The organism is Cobetia sp. BL01 (assembly GCF_056493605.1).
Map to the genome: position 1 here is coordinate 208,733 of NZ_JBVBEE010000002.1, position 18,668 is coordinate 227,400.

Genomic DNA, 18,668 nt, shown 5'->3' on the forward strand with positions numbered 1-18,668 from the left:
ACCGGAAAGCAGGACAAGGCACTTGCCCTGATCGCTTACCATCAGCATACGACCGCGGGCCTTGGCTCCACAATCCGACTATCGCGTAAACTTACTACATTTTCTTTCTGCCGCCCGACGACGGCATCACATCACCTGACAAGCGGAGTCACCGCACGCGCGTTCGACGAGCCATCCTCGAGGCTCTCGGACTGACTGGCCGCCCGCTCCCGGCGCTTGGCCTCATCCCAGTGCGCATCCATCTCGGCGAGACTGGCCTCCTTCAGCGAACGCCCCTCTGCCGCAATCGCGGCTTCCACATGACGGAACCGGGACGCGAAACGGGCATTGGTCGCCCGCAGCTGCTGCTCCGGGTCCGCCTTGAGCGTCCGCGCCAGGTTGACCACCGCGAACAGCAGATCCCCCACCTCCTCACGCGCATGGGCCTCATCGCCCTCGGCCAGCGCTTCCTCGACCTCGCCGAGTTCCTCGCGGATCTTGTCCAGCACGCCGGCAGTGTCCGGCCAGTCAAAGCCCGAACGTGAGGCCTTCTTCGAGAGCTTGGCCGCCCGCGTCAGCGCCGGCAGGCCCAGCGGCACGCCATCCAGCACGCTGACGTCAGCGGCCTGGCTGGCAGATGGCTCGCCGGACTCCTGCTGCTTGAGGGTCTCCCACTGGGCATTGAGCGACCCTGCGTCCACCTCATGCGTGGCGATGCCCTCACGGCGCGAAGCCAGGGTGCCATCCGGGAAGACATGCGGATGGCGGCGCAGCATCTTCTCGGTGAGCACATGGATGACGTCATGGAAGTCGAAACGCTGCTGCTCGCTGGCGATCTGGGCATAGAACACGCCCTGGAAGAGCAGGTCGCCCAGCTCCGCCGGCAGCTCGTCGAGCACCTCGGCATCTGCCGCGGCCCGCTCGATCACGTCGGCGACTTCATAGGCCTCCTCCAGGGTGTGCGGCACCAGGCTCGCGTAGTCCTGTTTCAGATCCCACGGACAGCCGTACTGCGGGTCACGCAGCACGGCCATCAGGGTCAGCAGATCCTCAAGGCCATGGCGTCCGGGGGGAGTTGCGGCACTCATGACTTGTTGCCACCGACCCGCAGGCGCTTGACGTCGATGATGTTGGGCAGCTGCTGGATACGTGCGAACACGCGTCCCAGCACATCGAGGTTCTCGACCTCCAGCGTGATCCTGAGCGTGGCGATGTTGTCGAGCTGGTCGGTGCGCGTATTGACCGACAGCACATTGACCTTGTCGCCACTGAGCACATTGGTGACATCGCGCAGGAGCCCCGAGCGGTCCCAGGCCTGGATCTCGATATCCACCGGATACTGGCTGCGTGACCGCTGGCCCCAGTCGACATCGACGATGCGCCGCGGCTCGTCCGAGCGCAGCTGGATCAGGTTCGGGCAGTCCTGACGATGCACCGTCACGCCACGCCCCTGGGTGATGAAACCGGCGATCTGATCCCCCGGCACCGGATGGCAGCAGTTGGCCATGGTGGTCTTCAGGTTGCCGACCCCCAGCACCATGACGGCGTCCGGCTTCTCCTTGCCCTGCGGCTTGCGCTGACGCAGCAGGCGCTCGAGCTGCTCCTGATCATCGGTGTCGCCGAACAGCTGCTGCGCCTGATGCAGCACCTGGCCGACCCGCAGGTCCCCCGCGCCGATGGCGGCGTACATGTCATCACGTGTCGGATAGTTGACGGCGTTGGCCAGCTTGTCGCGGTCAAGGTTCTCCAGCGCCAGACGCGAGAATTCCTTCTCGAGCAGCGCCTTGCCCTCGTCGACGTTCTGATCCCGCGCCTGGAGCTTGAACCAGGTCTGGATCTTGGCGCGAGCGCGCGAGGTGCGCACATAGCCCAGGTTGGGGTTGAGCCAGTCACGACTCGGCCCGCCCTTGGTGGCCGTCAGGATCTCGACCTGCTGGCCGGTCTTGAGCTTGTAGGTCAGCGGCACGATACGGCCGTCAACCTTGGCACCACGACAGCGATGCCCCACCTCGGTGTGCACGCGATAGGCGAAGTCGATGGGCGTGGCGATCTTGGGCAGGTCGATGACGTGCCCTTCCGGCGTGAAGACATAGATACGGTCAGGCGCCACGTCGGAACTCAGGCCCTGACGGATGGACTCCTGTCCTCCGCTCTCGCCGACCTCGTCCTGCCATTCGAGCACCTGACGCAACCAGGCGATCTTGTCCTCGTAGCTGCGACTCTTGTGACCGACGTCGTGGCCCTTGTAACGCCAGTGGGCACACACGCCCAGCTCCGCCTCCTCGTGCATGTCGAAGGTGCGGATCTGGATCTCGATGACCTTGTTGCTGGGCCCGACCACTGCGGTGTGCAGCGACTGATAGCCATTCTTCTTCGGGTTGGCGATGTAGTCATCGAACTCGTGAGGCACGTGGTGCCAGCGCGAGTGGACGATACCCAATGCCGTATAGCAGTCACTGACGGTGCCGACGAGAATCCGCACCGCGCGCACGTCATACACCTGCGAGAAGGCGATGCGCTTGATCTTCATCTTCCGCCAGATGGAGTAGATGTGCTTGGCGCGGCCGGCGACATCGAAGTGCTTGATGCCCTGATCGCGCATCAGACTGCGCATCTCGACCAGCAGGTCGGCGATGTAATGCTCACGCTCCAGACGCTTCTCGGCCAGCTGCTTGGCGATGTTCTTGTACTCGGTCTCCTCGCGGTAGCGGAAGGACAGATCCTCCAGCTCCCACTTGAGCTGACCGATGCCAAGACGGTGAGCCAGCGGGCCATAGATGTCGAAGACCTCATTGGCGACCCGCATGCGCTTCTCACGCGGCGCATCCTTGACGTGACGCAGGGCGACGGTGCGCTCGGCGATCTTGATCAGCGCGATGCGCACGTCATCGATCATCGACACCAGCATCTTGCGCAGGTTGTCCTGTTGATCGTGCTGCGCCATGCCATGACTGGGCGCCTGCAACTGACTGATGGCGGCCATGTTGAGCACGCCCTCGATCAGGCGTGCCACCTCGGCACCGAAGTGCTTGTCGATGGCCTCAAGCCCCAGGTGCCCCTCACGCACCGCGCGATAGAGCACTGCCGCCACCAGCGCAGGCTGGTCAAGCTTCAGCTCCGAGAGGATATCCGCCATCTCGAGACTGAAGCGGAAACTGACCAACGGCTCACGCCAGGGCTTGTCGCCACGCGCATCCGCCTCACGCGCCACCTTCAATGCGACTTCACAGGCTCGCACCATGACCTCGGCATTCACCGACGGGACTTCCTCGCGCAGTCGCGCGACCCACACCGGGATGTCCACACCACCGCTATCGGTCAGCGGCTGATCTTCGCGCACCTTGACCATGACCCTATGTCCTTGAATATCTTGCCATCTTGATGACAGCGCCCGGGGGCGCCGTCTCAGTCTTCCATCCGCTCCAGCAGCAGCATCGATTCCAGATGTGCCGTGTGAACGAACATGTCCGCCATCAGCGCACGCGTGACACGATAGCCGGCGTCGGTGAGCATCTTCACGTCACGCATCAACGTGGTCGGGTCACAGGCGATGTACAGCACCCGTGCGGGTGCATGGGAGACCTTCCCGGCATGCAGGTGACGTGCCAGCTCATCGCATAGAGGCTGAGCGCCATCGCGCGGCGGGTCCAGTACCAGAAGGTCGATACCCTCGAGTGATGGCAGCGCACGACTGAGGTCGGCGCGTCGAGCGCTCACCTGAGGCAGCGCGTTGTGCTCGGCATTGGCGATCAGCTGATCCACCATGCCCTGGCTGCCTTCGATGCCGGTTACCTTCGCGGCCCCCGCTGCCGCCACGGCCAGCGTGAGATTGCCGACTCCGGCATAGAGGTCCATGACCGCAAGGCCACTGACGTCGCCCAGCCAGTCCAGCGCCGTATCCACCAGGCGCTGATTGAGCGCGGCATTGACCTGCACGAAGTCACCCGGCGAGAAGGCGAGACGCAGTGTCCGCTCGCCGACGCGCACGGAGTAGGCGGCGTCCGGCGTGCCGGCCAGCCATTCCAGCACCACCGGATCACGCCCGACTCGCCAGCCGACCACCAGCCCATGCTGTTCGGCAAAGGCCTGCCAGCGCTCGGCATCACGCGGCACGGCCTTGAGCTGTCGAATCACCAGGATGACTTGGTCATCCGCGGCCGTCAGCTCCAGATGCCCCAGACGCTTGGGCGCTTCCAGCGTATTGATCAGCTCGCGCAGCGGCGTGATCAGTCGATCCAGCGCCGGCACCAGCACGCTGCAGCTCTGGATATCCACCAGCTGATTGCTGCCACGGCCGCGGAAGCCCAGCTGGATCTCGCCGCTGTCCGTGACGCGCACCCCGAGGCGTGCACGCCGACGATAACGATGCTCGTCCTCGCCCAGTGGCTGGATATCCGCCAGCGCCACGCCATTGCGCTGTGCATGCTCACTGAGCACCTGCACCTTGTGGGTGCGCTGGGCCGGCAATGCCATGTGCTGGAGATCACAACCACCACAGGTGCCGAAGTGCGCACACGGCGGCGTCACGCGACTCTCGGCAGCATTGTCCCGCGAGCGCACATGCGCCTCGTTGAAGCGCTTGTGGGTTCGGTGGATGGCCAGCGTGACCCGCTCACCGGGCAAGGCCTGGTCGATGAACTGGGTCTTGCCGTTCTCGTCATGCGCGACGCCTCGCCCATCATGCGCCAGACGTTCCACCGTCAGCCATTGGCTGTCGGCATCACTGACGTTGCGCGTCTCGCGACTGGCCACTTCCTTCTCACGACGCGTCGGTTTGCGCGCTGGGCGTTTCTGTCCGAGCAGTGCCATCAGAGGTCATCTCCGTGGGTGTAGAGGCCGGTCGACAGATAGCGGTCGCCACGGTCACAGACGATGAACACGATCACCGCGTTCTCGACCTGCTCCGCCACCGTGAGCGCCCCTGCCAGGGCGCCGCCGGAGGACACGCCCGCCAGAATGCCTTCCTCACGCGCCAGACGGCGCATGCAGACTTCGGCGTCCCGCTGAGCGATATCCAGGGTGCGGTCGATGCGCGAGGCATCGAAGATGCGCGGCAGATAGGCCTCGGGCCAACGACGGATGCCGGCGATGCTGGCGCCGTCCGCCGGTTGCAGTCCCACGATCTCGATGGCGGGATTCTGCTCCTTGAGATAGCGCGAGGTACCCATGATGGTGCCGGTCGTGCCCATGGAGGAGACGAAATGCGTGATGCGTCCCTGAGTCTGTTGCCAGAGTTCCGGTCCGGTGGTGCGGTAGTGCGCCAGGGGATTGTCCTGATTGGCGAACTGATCAAGGGCCTTGCCCTCGCCACGCGCGATCATCCCATCGGCGATGTCCCGCGCGTGCTCCATGTTGTCTGCCTCGATCAGCGTCGCGCCATACGCGCCCATGGCCTGCTTGCGCTCGCTGGAGGCAGTGGAGGGCATCACCAGCACCATGCGGTAGCCCTTGATGGCCGCGACCATCGCCAGCGCGATGCCGGTGTTGCCGGAGGTGGCTTCCACCAGGGTGTCACCGGGCTGGATCTCGCCACGGGCCTCGGCTTCATTGAACATCGAAAGCGCCGGACGATCCTTCACGGAACCCGCGGGATTGTGGCCTTCCAGCTTGGCCAGCAAGACGTTGTTGCGACCGGCGGTGATACGCGTCAGGCGTACCAACGGCGTATTGCCGACGACATCGGCAAGACTGGGGAATTCAGTCGCGGCAAGATCCGCGGGGTCACTGACATGAGACATGAGGGGCAGACTCCAAGGACGCGCCCGGATACTCCGATGCTGACCGTCAGGAGGCAGCATCGAGACCTGAGACAATCGGGGCCACGTCGGGGGTGTAGAAGATGTGCGCAGTATATCGCTCCCGCCACCTCCCTGTCAGGGCGCGAACCATCGCATCACTGCAGTCTGGAAGGTATGCTTGAGCCTGGCTTTCGCACGCCGCTCGCCGCTGGCGGCTGTGCGGGCCTTGCACGCAGGCCCTCGGACACGTCACCTCCGGAAGGTGCGGCGCTGCAACCCTGTTTTCCTCTTCCTGCGGCATCCGAGTCTCTGGCTCGCTGCCCCGTCGCGATGGACTGCCATGCTGCTTAGAACCCGCTTTCAGCTCGCGTTGCTTCTGCTGCCGCTTGCCACGAGCCTGCTGTTCAGCCTCTATGTGGTGGATCGTGAGATCAGTCGTGAACGCACCGCCATGATGCAGCGTCTGCAGGCCAGTGTGCAGGCGATCATGCCCGGGCTTGCCAATGCCGCCCTGGAAGCCGACGACCAGCGTCTGCATGAACTGGCACAGATGCTCATCGATCAACGCGACGTGCGAGGGTTGACGCTGCGCACCCCCGAGGGTGGCACCCTGCTTCACATGGGGCCGAGCCAACGTCCACAGACAAGCTCGCTGCTGGAAAGCGACGCCTACCCGCAAGCCCCCGACGCGCTGGTGCTGGTGACACCGGTGATCGACCCATGGCGGGAGGCACGACGCGGAGACCGCATCTCCTGGCTGATTCTCGAGGCCTCCGATACCCGTATCGTGCTGCACCGCTATCAGCTGCTGGTCGGCTATGGGCTGGCCAATCTGGTCTTCGGACTGGCACTGCTGCTGTTCGCCTACCATGCCTCACGTCGCATGCTGCAGCCCTTCCATGACCTTGGCGAAGCCATGACCCGCCTCGCGCGCGGCGAGACTCACCAGCGTCTGCCGGTGCAGGGGAATGACGACATGAGCGAGCTGGCCGAGCACTACAATCTCAGCGTCGAGCAGCTCAAGCGCGCGCGGGAAGACATGCAGGACCAGATCGACCAGACGACGCGTGACCTGCACGAATCGATGGAAACCGTCGAGATCAAGAACATCGAACTGGACATGGCCCGCCGCAAGGCGCTGGAAGCCAACCGCATCAAGTCGGAATTCCTCGCCAACATGAGCCATGAGATCCGCACGCCGCTCAATGGCATCATCGGCTTCAGCAACCTGCTGGGGCGCAGTGACCTGGACAACCGCCAGCGCGACTGGCTGGGCCACATGCAGAACGCCTCCTCCTCGCTGATGTCATTGATCAATGACATCCTGGACTTCTCCAAGATCGAGGCCGGCAAGCTCGAGCTCGAGAAGGTCCAGATGGACATCGAGCCGCTCATCGAGGAAGTGCTGGCGATGCACGCCCCGGAGGCGCATCGCAAGCATCTGCACCTGCTGGGGCTGGTCTACGATGACGTGCCACAACGCTTCGAGGGTGACCCGCTGCGCATCAAGCAGGTAGTCACCAATCTGGTGGCCAATGCGGTCAAGTTCACCGAGCAGGGCGAAGTCATCGTCCGCGTGATGGTGGATGACCTTTCCGGCAGCAGTACCCGCCTGAAGATTGCGGTGGCCGATACCGGCATCGGCATGGACAGTGCGCAACGCAACCGCCTGTTCCAGGCCTTCTCCCAGGGTGACCCGTCCCGCGCCCGCCAGTTCGGCGGCACCGGCCTGGGCCTGATGATCTCGAAGCGCCTGGTGGAACAGATGGGTGGCGAGATCCAGGTCGAAAGCCTGCCCGGACATGGCTCCACCTTCCTGTTCAGCGTGCCGGTGGCCGTCAGCAGCATCGAGGAGCGCCCGCGCGAGATCGTCTTCGATCATCAGCGCATCTGTCTCATCGAGCCACACCCGGCCACGCGCCGCGCCCTGAGCTACCTGCTCTCGCGCTGGTCGCTGGACCTCGTCGGCATCGAGGAGCAGCCTGATCTCGTGGTAGTCGCCCTGGAAAGCCGTGACCTGAAGCGGCTGGAGGAATGGAGTCAGCGCCTCAAGCATCTGCCGTGTCGCGTGCTGTGTCTGCTGAATGCACCGCTGCCGGCCAATATCGAGGACCTGCAGCAATACGGGATCGACGAACTGCTCAGCAAGCCGGTCACACGCCTGCAGATGCGCCACAAACTGGCCAACCTGCTGCATTCACCGCGGCGCGACACACCACGCCTTCAGGAGCTGCCGGCCTTCACGCCGCTGGAGGATGGCTCCACGGCCGGGCGGCTGACGCCTGATCTTTCCGCTCCGCTCCCGGAGCGCTCGCCGGCATCGCCGCGGCCCCCCGAGACGTCGCCTGCCTCCCCCATGCCTGATGGGCTGCCTCAGGCTGCCACGCCTGCGGAGACGCCGAACATGACGCGCAAGTGCGTGATGGTCGTCGATGATAACCCCTCCAATCGCCTGCTGGCCGAGGAACTGCTCACCGACATGGGTCTGGATACCCTGGCCGCACAGAGTGGCGAGGAAGCGTTGGCCCTGGCCCAGCAGCAGCCGGTGGATGCGGTACTGATGGATATCCAGATGCCGGGCATGAACGGCCTGGAAGCCACCAAGGCACTGCGCCATCAACAGCGCATGCGCCATGAACACCTTCCCGTCATCGCGTTGACCGCGCACGCCCTGGCACACGAGCGCCGGGAGCTGCTGGCCGAGGGCATGGATGACTACCTCATCAAGCCGGTCGACGAGCACCTGCTGGCCAACATGCTGAGCCGTCACCTTGGCATCACGCTCAGCGTGCCGAAGACCCCGCCACACGACACGGCCCCCGCCTTCTCCCCCCTCTCCAGTGCCACTGACGCGGGCAGTATCGAGCGTGGCAAGCGCCCCGAGGGTACACCTCCCATGCCCGCCGCATTCGAGGGACTGAGCGAGCAGGATGGCGAACTGCCCATCGTCGACATGGCACTGGGCATCGAGATGGCCGGCGGGCGCAAGGCGCTGGCCCTGGAGATGCTGGGGCTGCTGATCAAGAGTCTGCCGGAGAGTGAGGTCACCATCCGCAGGGCCTGGGCGGTACAGGATGGCGAGGCCATGCTCGATGGGGTGCACTATCTAAATGGCGCCTGCCGCTACTGTGGCGTGCCGCGCCTGGCACTGCTGGTCGAGGCGCTGGAGACACGCCTGCGCGTCAGTGGCCTGGATCAGCTGGAGGACGACGTCGCCGCGCTGTTCGATGCCATCGCAAGCCTTGCCCAGTGGGCGCAGAGCGAGGAAGCCACCTTGCTCCTGGCAGAGTCGCGCCCCGACGCCTCGGACCGCGAGCGCTGAGCGAGAGCACTGGTCGAGAGCACTGATGACGGCATCCGCTCTTCGCCACCCCTTTTTCTCTTGCCTTTTCCGCCCCCTCCTCACCATCCCACTGCCGACAACGACAACGCCACCCTGGCCGCGAGGCGAGGGTGGCGTTGTCATGTCCAGCACTTGTCAGCGGTCAGCGGATACTCAGCGCTCCAGCACCACGAAGGCGATGGCCTGATCACGCTCATCACTGATCGACAGATGCAAATGACGAATCCCGGCACGCGCAGTCAGCGCTTCCGCCTCATCTGACAGCACGAAGGACGGCTTGCCCAACGCATCGTTCACCACCTGGATCTGGGTGAAACGCATGCCCTGGCGCAGCCCGGTCCCCAGCGCCTTGACGAAGGCTTCCTTGGCCGCGAAACGCTTGGCCAGAAAAGCCGCCGGCTGGGGGTGATCCGCGAAGCGTGCCAGCTCCTGCGCTCCGAGCAGACGCCGAGCGAAGCGCTCTCCGTGGCGTGCCATGCCGGCCTCGAAACGCTCGATTCGCGCGATGTCCGTGCCTATCCCGACGATCATCCGCAGCAGCCTGACCCTTGCACGTGCTCATGATCCTCATCGTGCTCATGGTCATGGTCGTGCGCATCCAGCGCTGCCATCAGCCCCGCTTCCTGGCCTGCGATGCACAGGCGCTTCATCTCGATGACGGCCTCCTTGAGGCCGACGAACATGGCGCGCGCGATGATCGCGTGACCGATATTCAGCTCGTTCAGCCCCGAGATGCCCGCGATGGCCTCGACGTTGTGATAGTTGAGACCATGCCCGGCATTGACAATCAGACCCAGCTCGTTGGCGAGCTCGGCTGCAGCCGCGATGCGCTCGAATTCGACACGCGCCGCTTCACCGCTGGCATCCGCGTAGGCACCGGTGTGAAGCTCGACGACTGGCGCCCCGGTCTCGAAGGCGGCACGAATCTGCTCAGGCTCCGGGTCGATGAACAGCGAGACTTCACAGCCCGCCGCCGCGAGACGCTCACAGGCCGCGCGGATGCGTTCCAGATCCCCGGCGACATCCAGACCACCCTCGGTGGTCAGTTCCTCGCGCTTCTCCGGCACCAGGCAGACATTGGCCGGACGCACTTCCTCGGCCAGCGCCAGCATCTCGTCACTGACGGCCATCTCGAGATTCATGCGCGTATTGAGCACCTCGGCCAGAAGACGCACGTCGCGCTCCTGGATATGGCGACGGTCTTCACGCAGGTGCACGGTGATGCCATCGGCGCCGGCTTCCTCCGCGACCAGCGCGGCCTGGACCGGGTCCGGATAACGGGTGCCACGCGCCTGGCGCAGAGTGGCGATGTGGTCAATATTGACCCCGAGCAGGATACGCAGCGGGTGCATGATCAGCTCCTAGCGATGGAGATGGAAAATAGGCATGGCAACAGGTGCCATGACGAAGACAGCTTGCATGACGACAGGATACGACCTGCAGGCAAGGCCCGCATCAACCTGTCTGACGACTTTCACGTCGCCGGGCGGTCAGCTGACGCATCAGTTCACGCGAGCGCAGCGGACGCTCTCCCAGCAATGGCGCCAAGGCGCGCCGCGCCAGCCATAGACTCTCTCGCGACAGGCCGGCGTGCCCCCAGTCCTCACTGGCCAGCAGCTTCAAGGCACGCCCCTCGATACCTGCTGCCCCCTCGGGTTGGGCGCGAAAACGCCGCTCGCTGGCGACATAGTCGTAGCGCACGTCGGGCATCAGAGGGGCATCCTCCAGCGTACGAAACTGCGGCAATTGCTCAAGGGCTTCCAGCAGGGTGTATTCCAGTCGCCTGAGCGCCGGGGCGCGACGAGCAGGCAGCGCCACGTCATCCAGGGTCAGCGAATAGAGCGCGAACAGCTCCGGTACCGGCATTTCCACCGGCAAGGTGCGCGTCAATAGCTCATTGGCATAGAAGCCACACAGAAGCCCCTCTCCCGCCAGCAGACTGGCGCTGCCGCCGGTCTCCATCAGGTTGAGCGTCTTGAGATCGCTTTCCCCGCGCCAGGTGACGTGCAGGGGAGTGAACGGCTGCAGTCGCGCCCGCGACTTGCTGCCCGGACGCTGGACACCGCGTGCCACCGCGCGCACCCGACCATGCTCGAGGGTCAACAACTCGATGATGGCACTGGTTTCACGATACGGCTTGCGATGCAGCAGGAAGGCCGGTTGCGGCGTCATCGGACAGGCTCACGACAGAGAGGGCTTGCGGACAGGAAAGATGGCATCCGGCAGAGGCGAACGCCGAGCATCAGGCGATGCTCGACTGATGAGGCCACCCGTGGCGCGGCAGTCGTCTTGCCTGCCGCGCCACGGGGGCGGGGAGCATCAGTCCTTGTCGTGGGTGTAACCCAGGCTTTTCAGCGCGCGCTCGTCATCCGACCAGCCACGCTTGACCTTGACCCACAGGTTCAGCATCACCTTGGCATCGAAGGCACGCTCCATCTCGAGACGCGCTTCGCGACCGATGTTCTTGATGCGCTCGCCGTTCTCGCCGATCAGGATCTTCTTCTGGCCCTGACGCTCGACCATCATCAGCGCGCTGATGTGCAGCGTGCCGCGCTGATCGGTCTTGAATTCCTCGATCTCGACGGTCATCTGGTACGGCAGTTCGTCACCCAGCTGACGCATCACCTTCTCGCGCACCAGCTCGGAGGCCAGGAAGCGTGAGCTCTTGTTGGTGATCTGATCATCCGCGAACATGTGCTCGCCGTGCGGCAGACGCCCCATCACGTTCTCGAGCAGTAGGTCGATGTTGGTGCCATTCTTGGCCGACATCGGGATGATGGCCGCGAAGTCACGACGCTCCTGCAGACTCTGGAGCCAAGGGGCCAGAGTGGTCTTGTCCTTCAGCCAGTCGATCTTGTTGACGACGAGAATCACCGGCGCCTTCACGTGGGCCAGCTTCTCGAGCACGATCTGGTCTTCTTCCATCCAGCGGGTGCGGTCGACGATGAACACCACGGCGTCCACATCGCGCAGCGCCTGGGTGGCGGTCTGGTTCATGAAGCGGTTGATCGCCTTGTTGCGATCGCGCTGCATGATGTGGATCCCCGGGGTATCGACGAAGACGCACTGGGTGCCGTCCTCGGTGTGGATGCCCATCACCTGGTGACGTGTGGTCTGCGGACGACGCGAGGTGATCGAGACCTTCTGGCCCAGGATGTGGTTCATCAGCGTCGACTTGCCGACATTGGGGCGCCCGACGATGGCGACGAAGCCACAGCGGGTATCCGGCAGCGGCTGATCGCTGACACCGGCGGCCGCCAGCATGCCCTCGAGGGCATCGGCGTTGCCGGTGTGCGTCTCGGTAGAGGCATCAGGGGCGTCGCCGCTCGGGGTGACGTTGTCTTCTGGGGTATGGCTCATGAGCGGCCTCCGCGGGCAGGTTCGAGCAGTTGCAGCGCGAACTCGGCCGCCTGCTGTTCAGCATGGCGACGGCTGGAGCCGACGCCTGTGGTCTTGGTGTCGATCATCTCGACGTGGCAATCGACGCTGAAGGTCTGCGAATGCGCTTCGCCTTCGACGCTGGTCACCTCATAGCGCGGCAGGGCCGCCTGACGCGATTGCAGGAATTCCTGCAGACGTGTCTTGGGATCTTTCTGGGTGTCCTGAAGGTTCAACGCCTCAAGACGGCTGTCGTACCAGCGCAGCACGTGTTCACGCACGACCTGCATGCCAGCATCCAGATAGATGGCACCGATCACGGCTTCCACGGCATCGGCCAGGATGGATTCGCGACGATGACCGCCGCTCTTCATCTCGCCGGAGCCCAGGCGCAGGTTCTCGCCCAGCTTGAACTCACGGGCAAGCTCCGCCAGGGTCTGGCCCTTGACCAGACGCGCACGCAGGCGTGACAGCTGGCCCTCACGGGCCTGGGGGAAGCGCAGGAACAGCGCTTCGGCGATCACGAAGTTGACGATGGAATCGCCAAGAAACTCGAGCCGCTCATTGTTCTGGCCACCATAGCTTCGATGGGTCAATGCCAGTTCCAACAGACTGGCATCCTCGAAGGTGTGGCCGATACGCTTTACAAAGGCATTCAGCGGGCTACTCACAGGTCTCCCTACTCTCTTTTTGTCGCTGACGCCCGCAGGCGTCCTGTCGAATGGTGCATCAGTCTTGACGGCTGATGCCTGTCGTCATCGACATGCTTCGCGATGCCCGAAGCCTACACGGCTTGAGGAGTTGCCGATCGCCACCATCCCAATCCGATATTCGTCAGCCGCGCTGCCCGCAGGCTCGTGGCCTCGGGTCCGACATGATGAACAGCAGGTTGACATGGCAGGCACGACGCATCGTCCCATGTCGAAAGATCCGTCCTTGCGGTACTGGCACGCCGCCGGGCGGCGCTGCCAGACACGACCGGGCCGCCTCTCGGCGGCCCGGTCAATGCACTGATCAATGAATCAGGCGTACCGAGGAAAAGTCCGGGAATCCGTCCTTCCAGTGCATCCACACCGCGACCGCCTTGCCGACGATGTTCTCTTCCGGCACGAAGCCCCAGTAGCGGCTGTCGTTGGAATGGTCGCGGTTGTCACCCATCACGAAGTACTGCCCTTCAGGCACCCGGATCTCGCGCATCTGTGGGCCGGGGTCCTGAGGGTTATTGTAGATTTGATGGGCGTGTTTCCCCAGTGTCTCATCCAGCAGACTCTCGCCGGGCTGCTCACTGACGTTGCGCGCATTGAGCGTCTTGCTGACCGCCTGACCATTCACGTAGAGCTGCTTGCCCTCATAGCGAATGGTGTCACCGGGCAGACCGACGACGCGCTTGATGAAGTTGGTGGACGGGTCCTCCGGGAAACGGAACACCATCACGTCACCACGCTCAGGCTCGCCGACCTCCAGCACCTTGGTGTCGACCACCGGCAGGCGCAGGCCATAGTCATACTTGTTGACCAGGATGAAGTCGCCGATCTTGAGCGTCGGCAGCATCGAGCCGGAGGGAATCTGGAACGGCTCATAGGCGAATGAGCGCACCACCAGCACCAGCAACAGTACCGGAAAGAACGACTTGGCATAGTCCACCAGCCACGGGTCCCGCGTCAGCTTCTCACGCGTACCACTGTCCAGCTCCCCTTCGACGGATGCCTCGGCCTTGGCCAGACGCGCCTTGCGCGCACCGCGCAGGGCAATCAGATCTATCAGCCACACCACGCCGGCTACCGCTACGGCAATCACCAATACTAGCGAGAAATCCATCGTCATCCCTGTCTGCCCTGGGTCTTGGGGCAGGCCGCCAGCCGGCGGCCTGCATCAGTCGTTCATCTTGAGCACGGCAAGGAAGGCGTCCTGGGGAATTTCCACCCGGCCGACCTGCTTCATGCGCTTCTTGCCCGCTTTCTGCTTCTCGAGCAGCTTCTTCTTGCGGCTGACGTCGCCGCCGTAGCACTTGGCAGTCACGTTCTTGCGCAGCGCCTTCACGGTGGAGCGTGCCACGACCTGGCCACCGACGGCCGCCTGGATCGCCACGTCGAACATCTGACGCGGAATCAGTTCCTTCATCTTCTCGACCAGCAGTCGGCCACGGCCGTGAGCATGGTCGCGGTGGATGATGGCCGCCAGCGCATCGACGCGATCGCCATTGATCAGCACGTCCAGACGTACCAGCTTGGCCGCCTCGAAACGCTCGAAGCTGTAATCCAGAGAGGCATAGCCCTTGGAGATGGACTTGAGGCGATCGAAGAAGTCCATCACGACCTCGGCCATCGGCAGCTCGTAGACCAGCTGGATCTGGCTGCCCAGGAACTGCATGTCGAGCTGGACGCCGCGACGATTGACGCACTCGGTGATGACGTTGCCGACGTATTCCTGTGGCACGAGGATGGTGGCGCGGCAGATCGGCTCACGCAGTTCATCGACGTTGGCCATGTCCGGAAGCTTCGAGGGGTTGGACACCGGCAGCACTTCGCCGTTGTCCATCAGCACCTCGTAGATCACCGTCGGCGCAGTCGTCAGCAGGTCGAGATTGTACTCGCGCTCCAGACGCTCCTGGATGATCTCCATGTGCAGGGTGCCCAGGAAGCCGACGCGGAAGCCGAAGCCCAGTGCGTCGGAGTTCTCCGGCTCGTAATCCAGCGAGGCATCGTTGAGCGCCAGTTTCTGCAGCGCGTCACGGAAGTCCTCGTAGTCATCGGAGCTGATCGGGAACATGCCGGCGTAGACCTGCGGCTTGACCTTCTGGAAGCCCGGCAGACGCTCGACCTTGTCGGCCGTCTTGGTGTGCACGATGGTGTCACCCACCGGCGCGCCCATGATGTCCTTGATGCCGGCGACGATGAAGCCCACCTCGCCGGCACGCAGCACACCGGTTTCCTTGCGCTTGGGCGTGAAGATACCGATCGCGCCGGTTTCCCAGTCGCGGCCGGTGGACTTCAGGCGGATCTTCTCACCCTTCTTCAGGGTGCCGTCGAAGATACGTACCAGCGAGACGACGCCGAGGTAGTTGTCGAACCAGGAGTCGATGATCAACGCCTGCAGCGGCGCTTCCGGATCGCCCTTGGGCGGCGGAATGTCACGCACCAGACGCTCGAGCAGCGCTTCCATGCCCATGCCGGACTTGGCCGACACCTGACAGGCATCCGTCGCGTCCAGACCGATGATCTCCTCGATCTCCTGGGAGACCTTCTCCGGGTCCGCCTGCGGCAGATCCATCTTGTTGAGGACCGGCAGCACCTCGAGGCCCTGCTCGATGGCGGTGTAGCAGTTGGCCACCGACTGGGCTTCGACGCCCTGACCGGCATCCACCACCAGCAGCGCCCCTTCACAGGCATACAGCGAGCGCGAGACTTCATAGGAGAAGTCGACGTGGCCCGGGGTATCGATGAAGTTCAGCTGATAGGTATTGCCATCATCGGCGTGGTAGTCGAGGGTCACCGACTGGGCCTTGATGGTGATGCCGCGCTCACGCTCGATGTCCATCGAGTCAAGCACCTGCTCCTTGAGCTCACGGTCACTCAAGCCTTCGCACAGCTGAATGATGCGGTCAGCCAGCGTGGACTTGCCGTGGTCGATGTGGGCGATGATTGAGAAGTTGCGGATATGCTTCAAGGACGGCGGCGTTACGCGTTCGGTCATGGATCACTGCTCTGTATTTGTGCCCGTCTCCGTGAAATCACACGGCCAACACGGGAGACGACGGAAATCGAATTGCACGCATTGTACAGTCCGACTTGAGGCGATGATAGAAGGCGTTACCTTTTGCACCTCTCTCACCCAGCCGTTCGAACGGCAGTCACAGGGCAATCCTCATGCTTGCGAGCCCCGCGAGAAGGGGCTCGCCCCTGAATGCAGACGGGGCGCACAGTCGCCCGTGCGCCCCGTCGTCACTCGCCTCCCTTGCTGGCGTCCGCGTCATTCATCGCGCATGCGCAGAGCGATGTACAGCGGGCGGCCGTTGCGCACCAGGCGCAGCGAGACCGGGCGATCCGCCGGCAGCTTGGCCACCACGTCACGCAACGACTGCACGCTGGTCAACGGCTGCTGATTGAGCTCGACCAGCACATCGCCGGCAGTGATGCCCGCCTCTGCCGCCACGCCCTGTGGGTCGACCTCCAGCACCTTGACGCCATTGTCGAGGTTCATTTCCGCCAGCGCCGCCTTGCCAAGCTCTGTCACGGCAATGCCCAGGCCTTGCTTGTCATTGCTGGCAGCGGCAATCTCGTCCTGATCGCTGCCCGGCCAGTGCCCTACCTTGGCCTGCAGGGTCTGACGCTTGCCATCTCGCAGGATGGAAAGCTTGAGCGAATCCCCCGGCGAGCTGGCACCGACCATGCGCGGCAGGTTGGCGGAGGTTTCCACCTCATCGCCATCGACCGCCATGATGATGTCGCCCGCCTTGAGGCCGGACGCTGCGGCCGGGCCATCCGGGTCAAGATCGGCGATCAGCGCGCCACGCGCCCGGTCCAGCCCGAAGGATTCGGCCAGATCCTTGGACACCGGCTGGATGACGACCCCCAGCCAGCCACGATCGACGCGACCATCGGTCTTGAGCTTGTCGGCCACATCCATCGCCACATTGATGGGAATCGCGAAGCTCACTCCCATGAAGCCACCGGAGCGGGTGTAGATCTGGGAGTTGATTCCGACCACGTCTCCCTCGAGATCAAACAGCGGCCCCCCCGAGTTGCCCGGGTTGATCGCGACATCCGTCTGGATGAAGGGCACATAGGCATCCGAGGGCAGTGTGCGATCGATGGCACTGACGATCCCCGCCGTGACGGAGTGATCGAAGCCGAACGGCGAGCCGATGGCCGCTACCCACTGACCGACTTCCAGGGCGTCACTGTCGCCCATCGGCAGAGTGGGCAGATCATCCGCCTTGACCTTGAGCAGCGCGATATCGGTCTTCTTGTCCTCGCCGACCACCTGAGCCTTCAGCTCTCGACGGTCATTCAGGCGCACCATCACCTCGTCGGCACCATCCACGACGTGGGCGTTGGTCATGATGTAGCCATCGTCAGAGATGATGAAGCCGGAACCGAGGCTGGAGCGCTTCTCGATCCCCCCACGCCCCTGACCGGGGAACTGATCACCGAAGAAGTGCTTGAAGAACTCCGGCATCTCCTGGCCATCCGGGCCACGGAACACCGGGCCCGAGGTACGTTTGATCTCGGTGGTGGTCGCGATGTTGACCACGGCAGGCGCCGAATCCTTGACCAGCTGGGTAAAATCGGGAAGTTCACGCGCCTGGGCCATCTGGGCACCCATCAGGGCAGCCATGGCCAACGCGGGCGCCATCAGGCGAGAAAGCGATTTCATCGATGCGACTCCTGGTACGTCCTGTCACTTGTTATGAGGCACGCTGTCACTTGCCATCCAGCATGCTGACGTCGCACATCACGACCATGGCGACGTCCCATTCATTGACGCCAAGACGGCGTTGAAGTTCAGCGAATGATACCGCGCTCGACGCAACCTCAGGTCGCATGAAAGCGACAGACGACATGCAGCAGGCATTCTCGGGGGCGGGCGAGGGTCGACCACTGCCGCTCACGCGCGCGAGCAGCTGTCAGCCGAGCACAAGAGCCGTCAGACGGCCTTGATGGCCAGCGAGTCCACCCCCAGGCGACGCAGCAGGCGGGGACGATACAGCGCCTGCTGCTCAGGACGCGCGGCATGCCAGCGCACCACGCCCAGCCCCGCCGCCAGCGAGAGCGCAAAGCCCAGTGGCACCACCAGAGCCCCTGCGCCTGCCAGCTGCTCGGCCACGATACCGCCGAGCATGCCACTCATCAGCGGCAGGCCATACAGCAGTCCGGCACTGCGCAGGAAGGCGGATTCGTCGATACCGATCACGACCCGTTCGCCGACCATCGGCCACGCCTCGCCAAGCGGCACATGAATCAGCACGCGGTGTGCCTTGCGGCGCGAGAACTGGCTCAACAGCCCGCTCCCGCAACTGCTGCGAGCCTTGCAGGCTCCACAGGTGGAGCGGCGCTGAGTCTCGACCCACACCCCTTCCCTGCCATGACCGGTGACCTGCCCTTCTTCCTGCATCATCTTGCCGACTCCTGAAATCTCGCCACCTGCCGGCAGCACATACGGGTAGAATAACGCCTTTCAGGGGGACGCTTCACCTCACCCCGCCGCCATTGCCCCTCATCCCGGGCGAC

Annotated in this window: 14 protein-coding genes; 1 reads left to right on the plus strand and 13 read right to left on the minus strand. The window is 63.9% G+C overall.

Annotated elements, in window-relative coordinates; genetic code table 11:
- Nucleotides 1–131: 131 nt before the first annotated feature.
- From mazG to cysM, 4 genes are read right to left on the minus strand one after another with little or no spacing between them, the layout of a single operon-like run.
- Nucleotides 132–1,067 carry a nucleoside triphosphate pyrophosphohydrolase gene (gene mazG, locus ACZYGA_RS04595; protein ID WP_077372194.1) on the minus strand — a complete coding sequence of 312 codons (936 nt, stop codon included), beginning with the start codon at nucleotides 1,065–1,067 and terminating at the stop codon, nucleotides 132–134.
- Entirely contained in the window at nucleotides 1,064–3,328 is a 2,265-nt protein-coding gene (gene relA, locus ACZYGA_RS04600; protein WP_077372191.1) for a GTP diphosphokinase, read from the minus strand. The genes mazG and relA overlap by 4 nt, the downstream gene beginning before the upstream one ends.
- A gap of 56 nt (nucleotides 3,329–3,384) precedes the next feature.
- Nucleotides 3,385–4,788: a 23S rRNA (uracil(1939)-C(5))-methyltransferase RlmD gene (rlmD, locus tag ACZYGA_RS04605; RefSeq protein WP_176492962.1), complete on the minus strand. Its 1,404-nt coding sequence runs from the start codon at nucleotides 4,786–4,788 to the stop codon at nucleotides 3,385–3,387.
- A complete protein-coding gene (gene cysM / locus ACZYGA_RS04610; protein WP_077372185.1) occupies nucleotides 4,788–5,717 on the minus strand; it encodes a cysteine synthase CysM in 930 nt (309 codons plus the stop codon). Before cysM ends, rlmD begins: the two co-directional genes overlap by 1 nt.
- Nucleotides 5,718–6,057: 340 nt before the next feature.
- Here cysM and ACZYGA_RS04615 point away from each other — a divergent pair, with 340 nt between their 5' ends.
- Nucleotides 6,058–9,039, plus strand: coding sequence for a response regulator (locus ACZYGA_RS04615; protein ID WP_191236699.1), 2,982 nt, complete (start codon nucleotides 6,058–6,060; stop codon nucleotides 9,037–9,039).
- A 174-nt stretch (nucleotides 9,040–9,213) separates the two neighbouring features.
- Here ACZYGA_RS04615 and acpS read toward each other — a convergent pair whose 3' ends face one another.
- The 9 genes from acpS to ACZYGA_RS04660 all read right to left on the minus strand — a co-directional run bounded on the left by acpS (nucleotide 9,214) and on the right by ACZYGA_RS04660 (nucleotide 18,555).
- Complete coding sequence (gene acpS, locus ACZYGA_RS04620) at nucleotides 9,214–9,591, minus strand: holo-ACP synthase (protein ID WP_077372179.1); 378 nt, start codon at nucleotides 9,589–9,591, stop codon at nucleotides 9,214–9,216.
- Nucleotides 9,588–10,412, minus strand: a complete 825-nt coding sequence (gene pdxJ / locus ACZYGA_RS04625) for a pyridoxine 5'-phosphate synthase (protein ID WP_341542068.1) — start codon at nucleotides 10,410–10,412, stop codon at nucleotides 9,588–9,590. The genes acpS and pdxJ overlap by 4 nt, the downstream gene beginning before the upstream one ends.
- Before the next feature lie 103 nt (nucleotides 10,413–10,515).
- The gene (recO, locus tag ACZYGA_RS04630; RefSeq protein ID WP_077372173.1) at nucleotides 10,516–11,232 is read right to left on the minus strand and encodes a DNA repair protein RecO; all 717 of its coding nucleotides are present in this window, start codon (nucleotides 11,230–11,232) and stop codon (nucleotides 10,516–10,518) included.
- 147 nt (nucleotides 11,233–11,379) lie between these two features.
- On the minus strand, nucleotides 11,380–12,324 hold the full coding sequence (era, locus tag ACZYGA_RS04635) for a GTPase Era (RefSeq protein WP_077373161.1): 945 nt from the start codon (nucleotides 12,322–12,324) through the stop codon (nucleotides 11,380–11,382).
- 92 nt (nucleotides 12,325–12,416) lie between these two features.
- Nucleotides 12,417–13,109, minus strand: coding sequence for a ribonuclease III (gene rnc / locus ACZYGA_RS04640; RefSeq protein WP_077372170.1), 693 nt, complete (start codon nucleotides 13,107–13,109; stop codon nucleotides 12,417–12,419).
- A 343-nt stretch (nucleotides 13,110–13,452) separates the two neighbouring features.
- The gene (lepB, locus tag ACZYGA_RS04645; RefSeq protein WP_077372167.1) at nucleotides 13,453–14,256 is read right to left on the minus strand and encodes a signal peptidase I; all 804 of its coding nucleotides are present in this window, start codon (nucleotides 14,254–14,256) and stop codon (nucleotides 13,453–13,455) included.
- Nucleotides 14,257–14,310: 54 nt separating this feature from the next.
- Nucleotides 14,311–16,131 (minus strand): translation elongation factor 4, encoded by a 1,821-nt coding sequence (gene lepA, locus ACZYGA_RS04650; protein ID WP_084209117.1) that lies wholly within the window; start codon nucleotides 16,129–16,131, stop codon nucleotides 14,311–14,313.
- Between the two features lie 276 nt (nucleotides 16,132–16,407).
- Nucleotides 16,408–17,814 carry a DegQ family serine endoprotease gene (locus ACZYGA_RS04655; RefSeq protein WP_176502763.1) on the minus strand — a complete coding sequence of 469 codons (1,407 nt, stop codon included), beginning with the start codon at nucleotides 17,812–17,814 and terminating at the stop codon, nucleotides 16,408–16,410.
- Nucleotides 17,815–18,084: 270 nt separating this feature from the next.
- Complete coding sequence (locus tag ACZYGA_RS04660; protein ID WP_077372161.1) at nucleotides 18,085–18,555, minus strand: SoxR reducing system RseC family protein; 471 nt, start codon at nucleotides 18,553–18,555, stop codon at nucleotides 18,085–18,087.
- Between the last annotated feature and the right edge of the window lie 113 nt (nucleotides 18,556–18,668).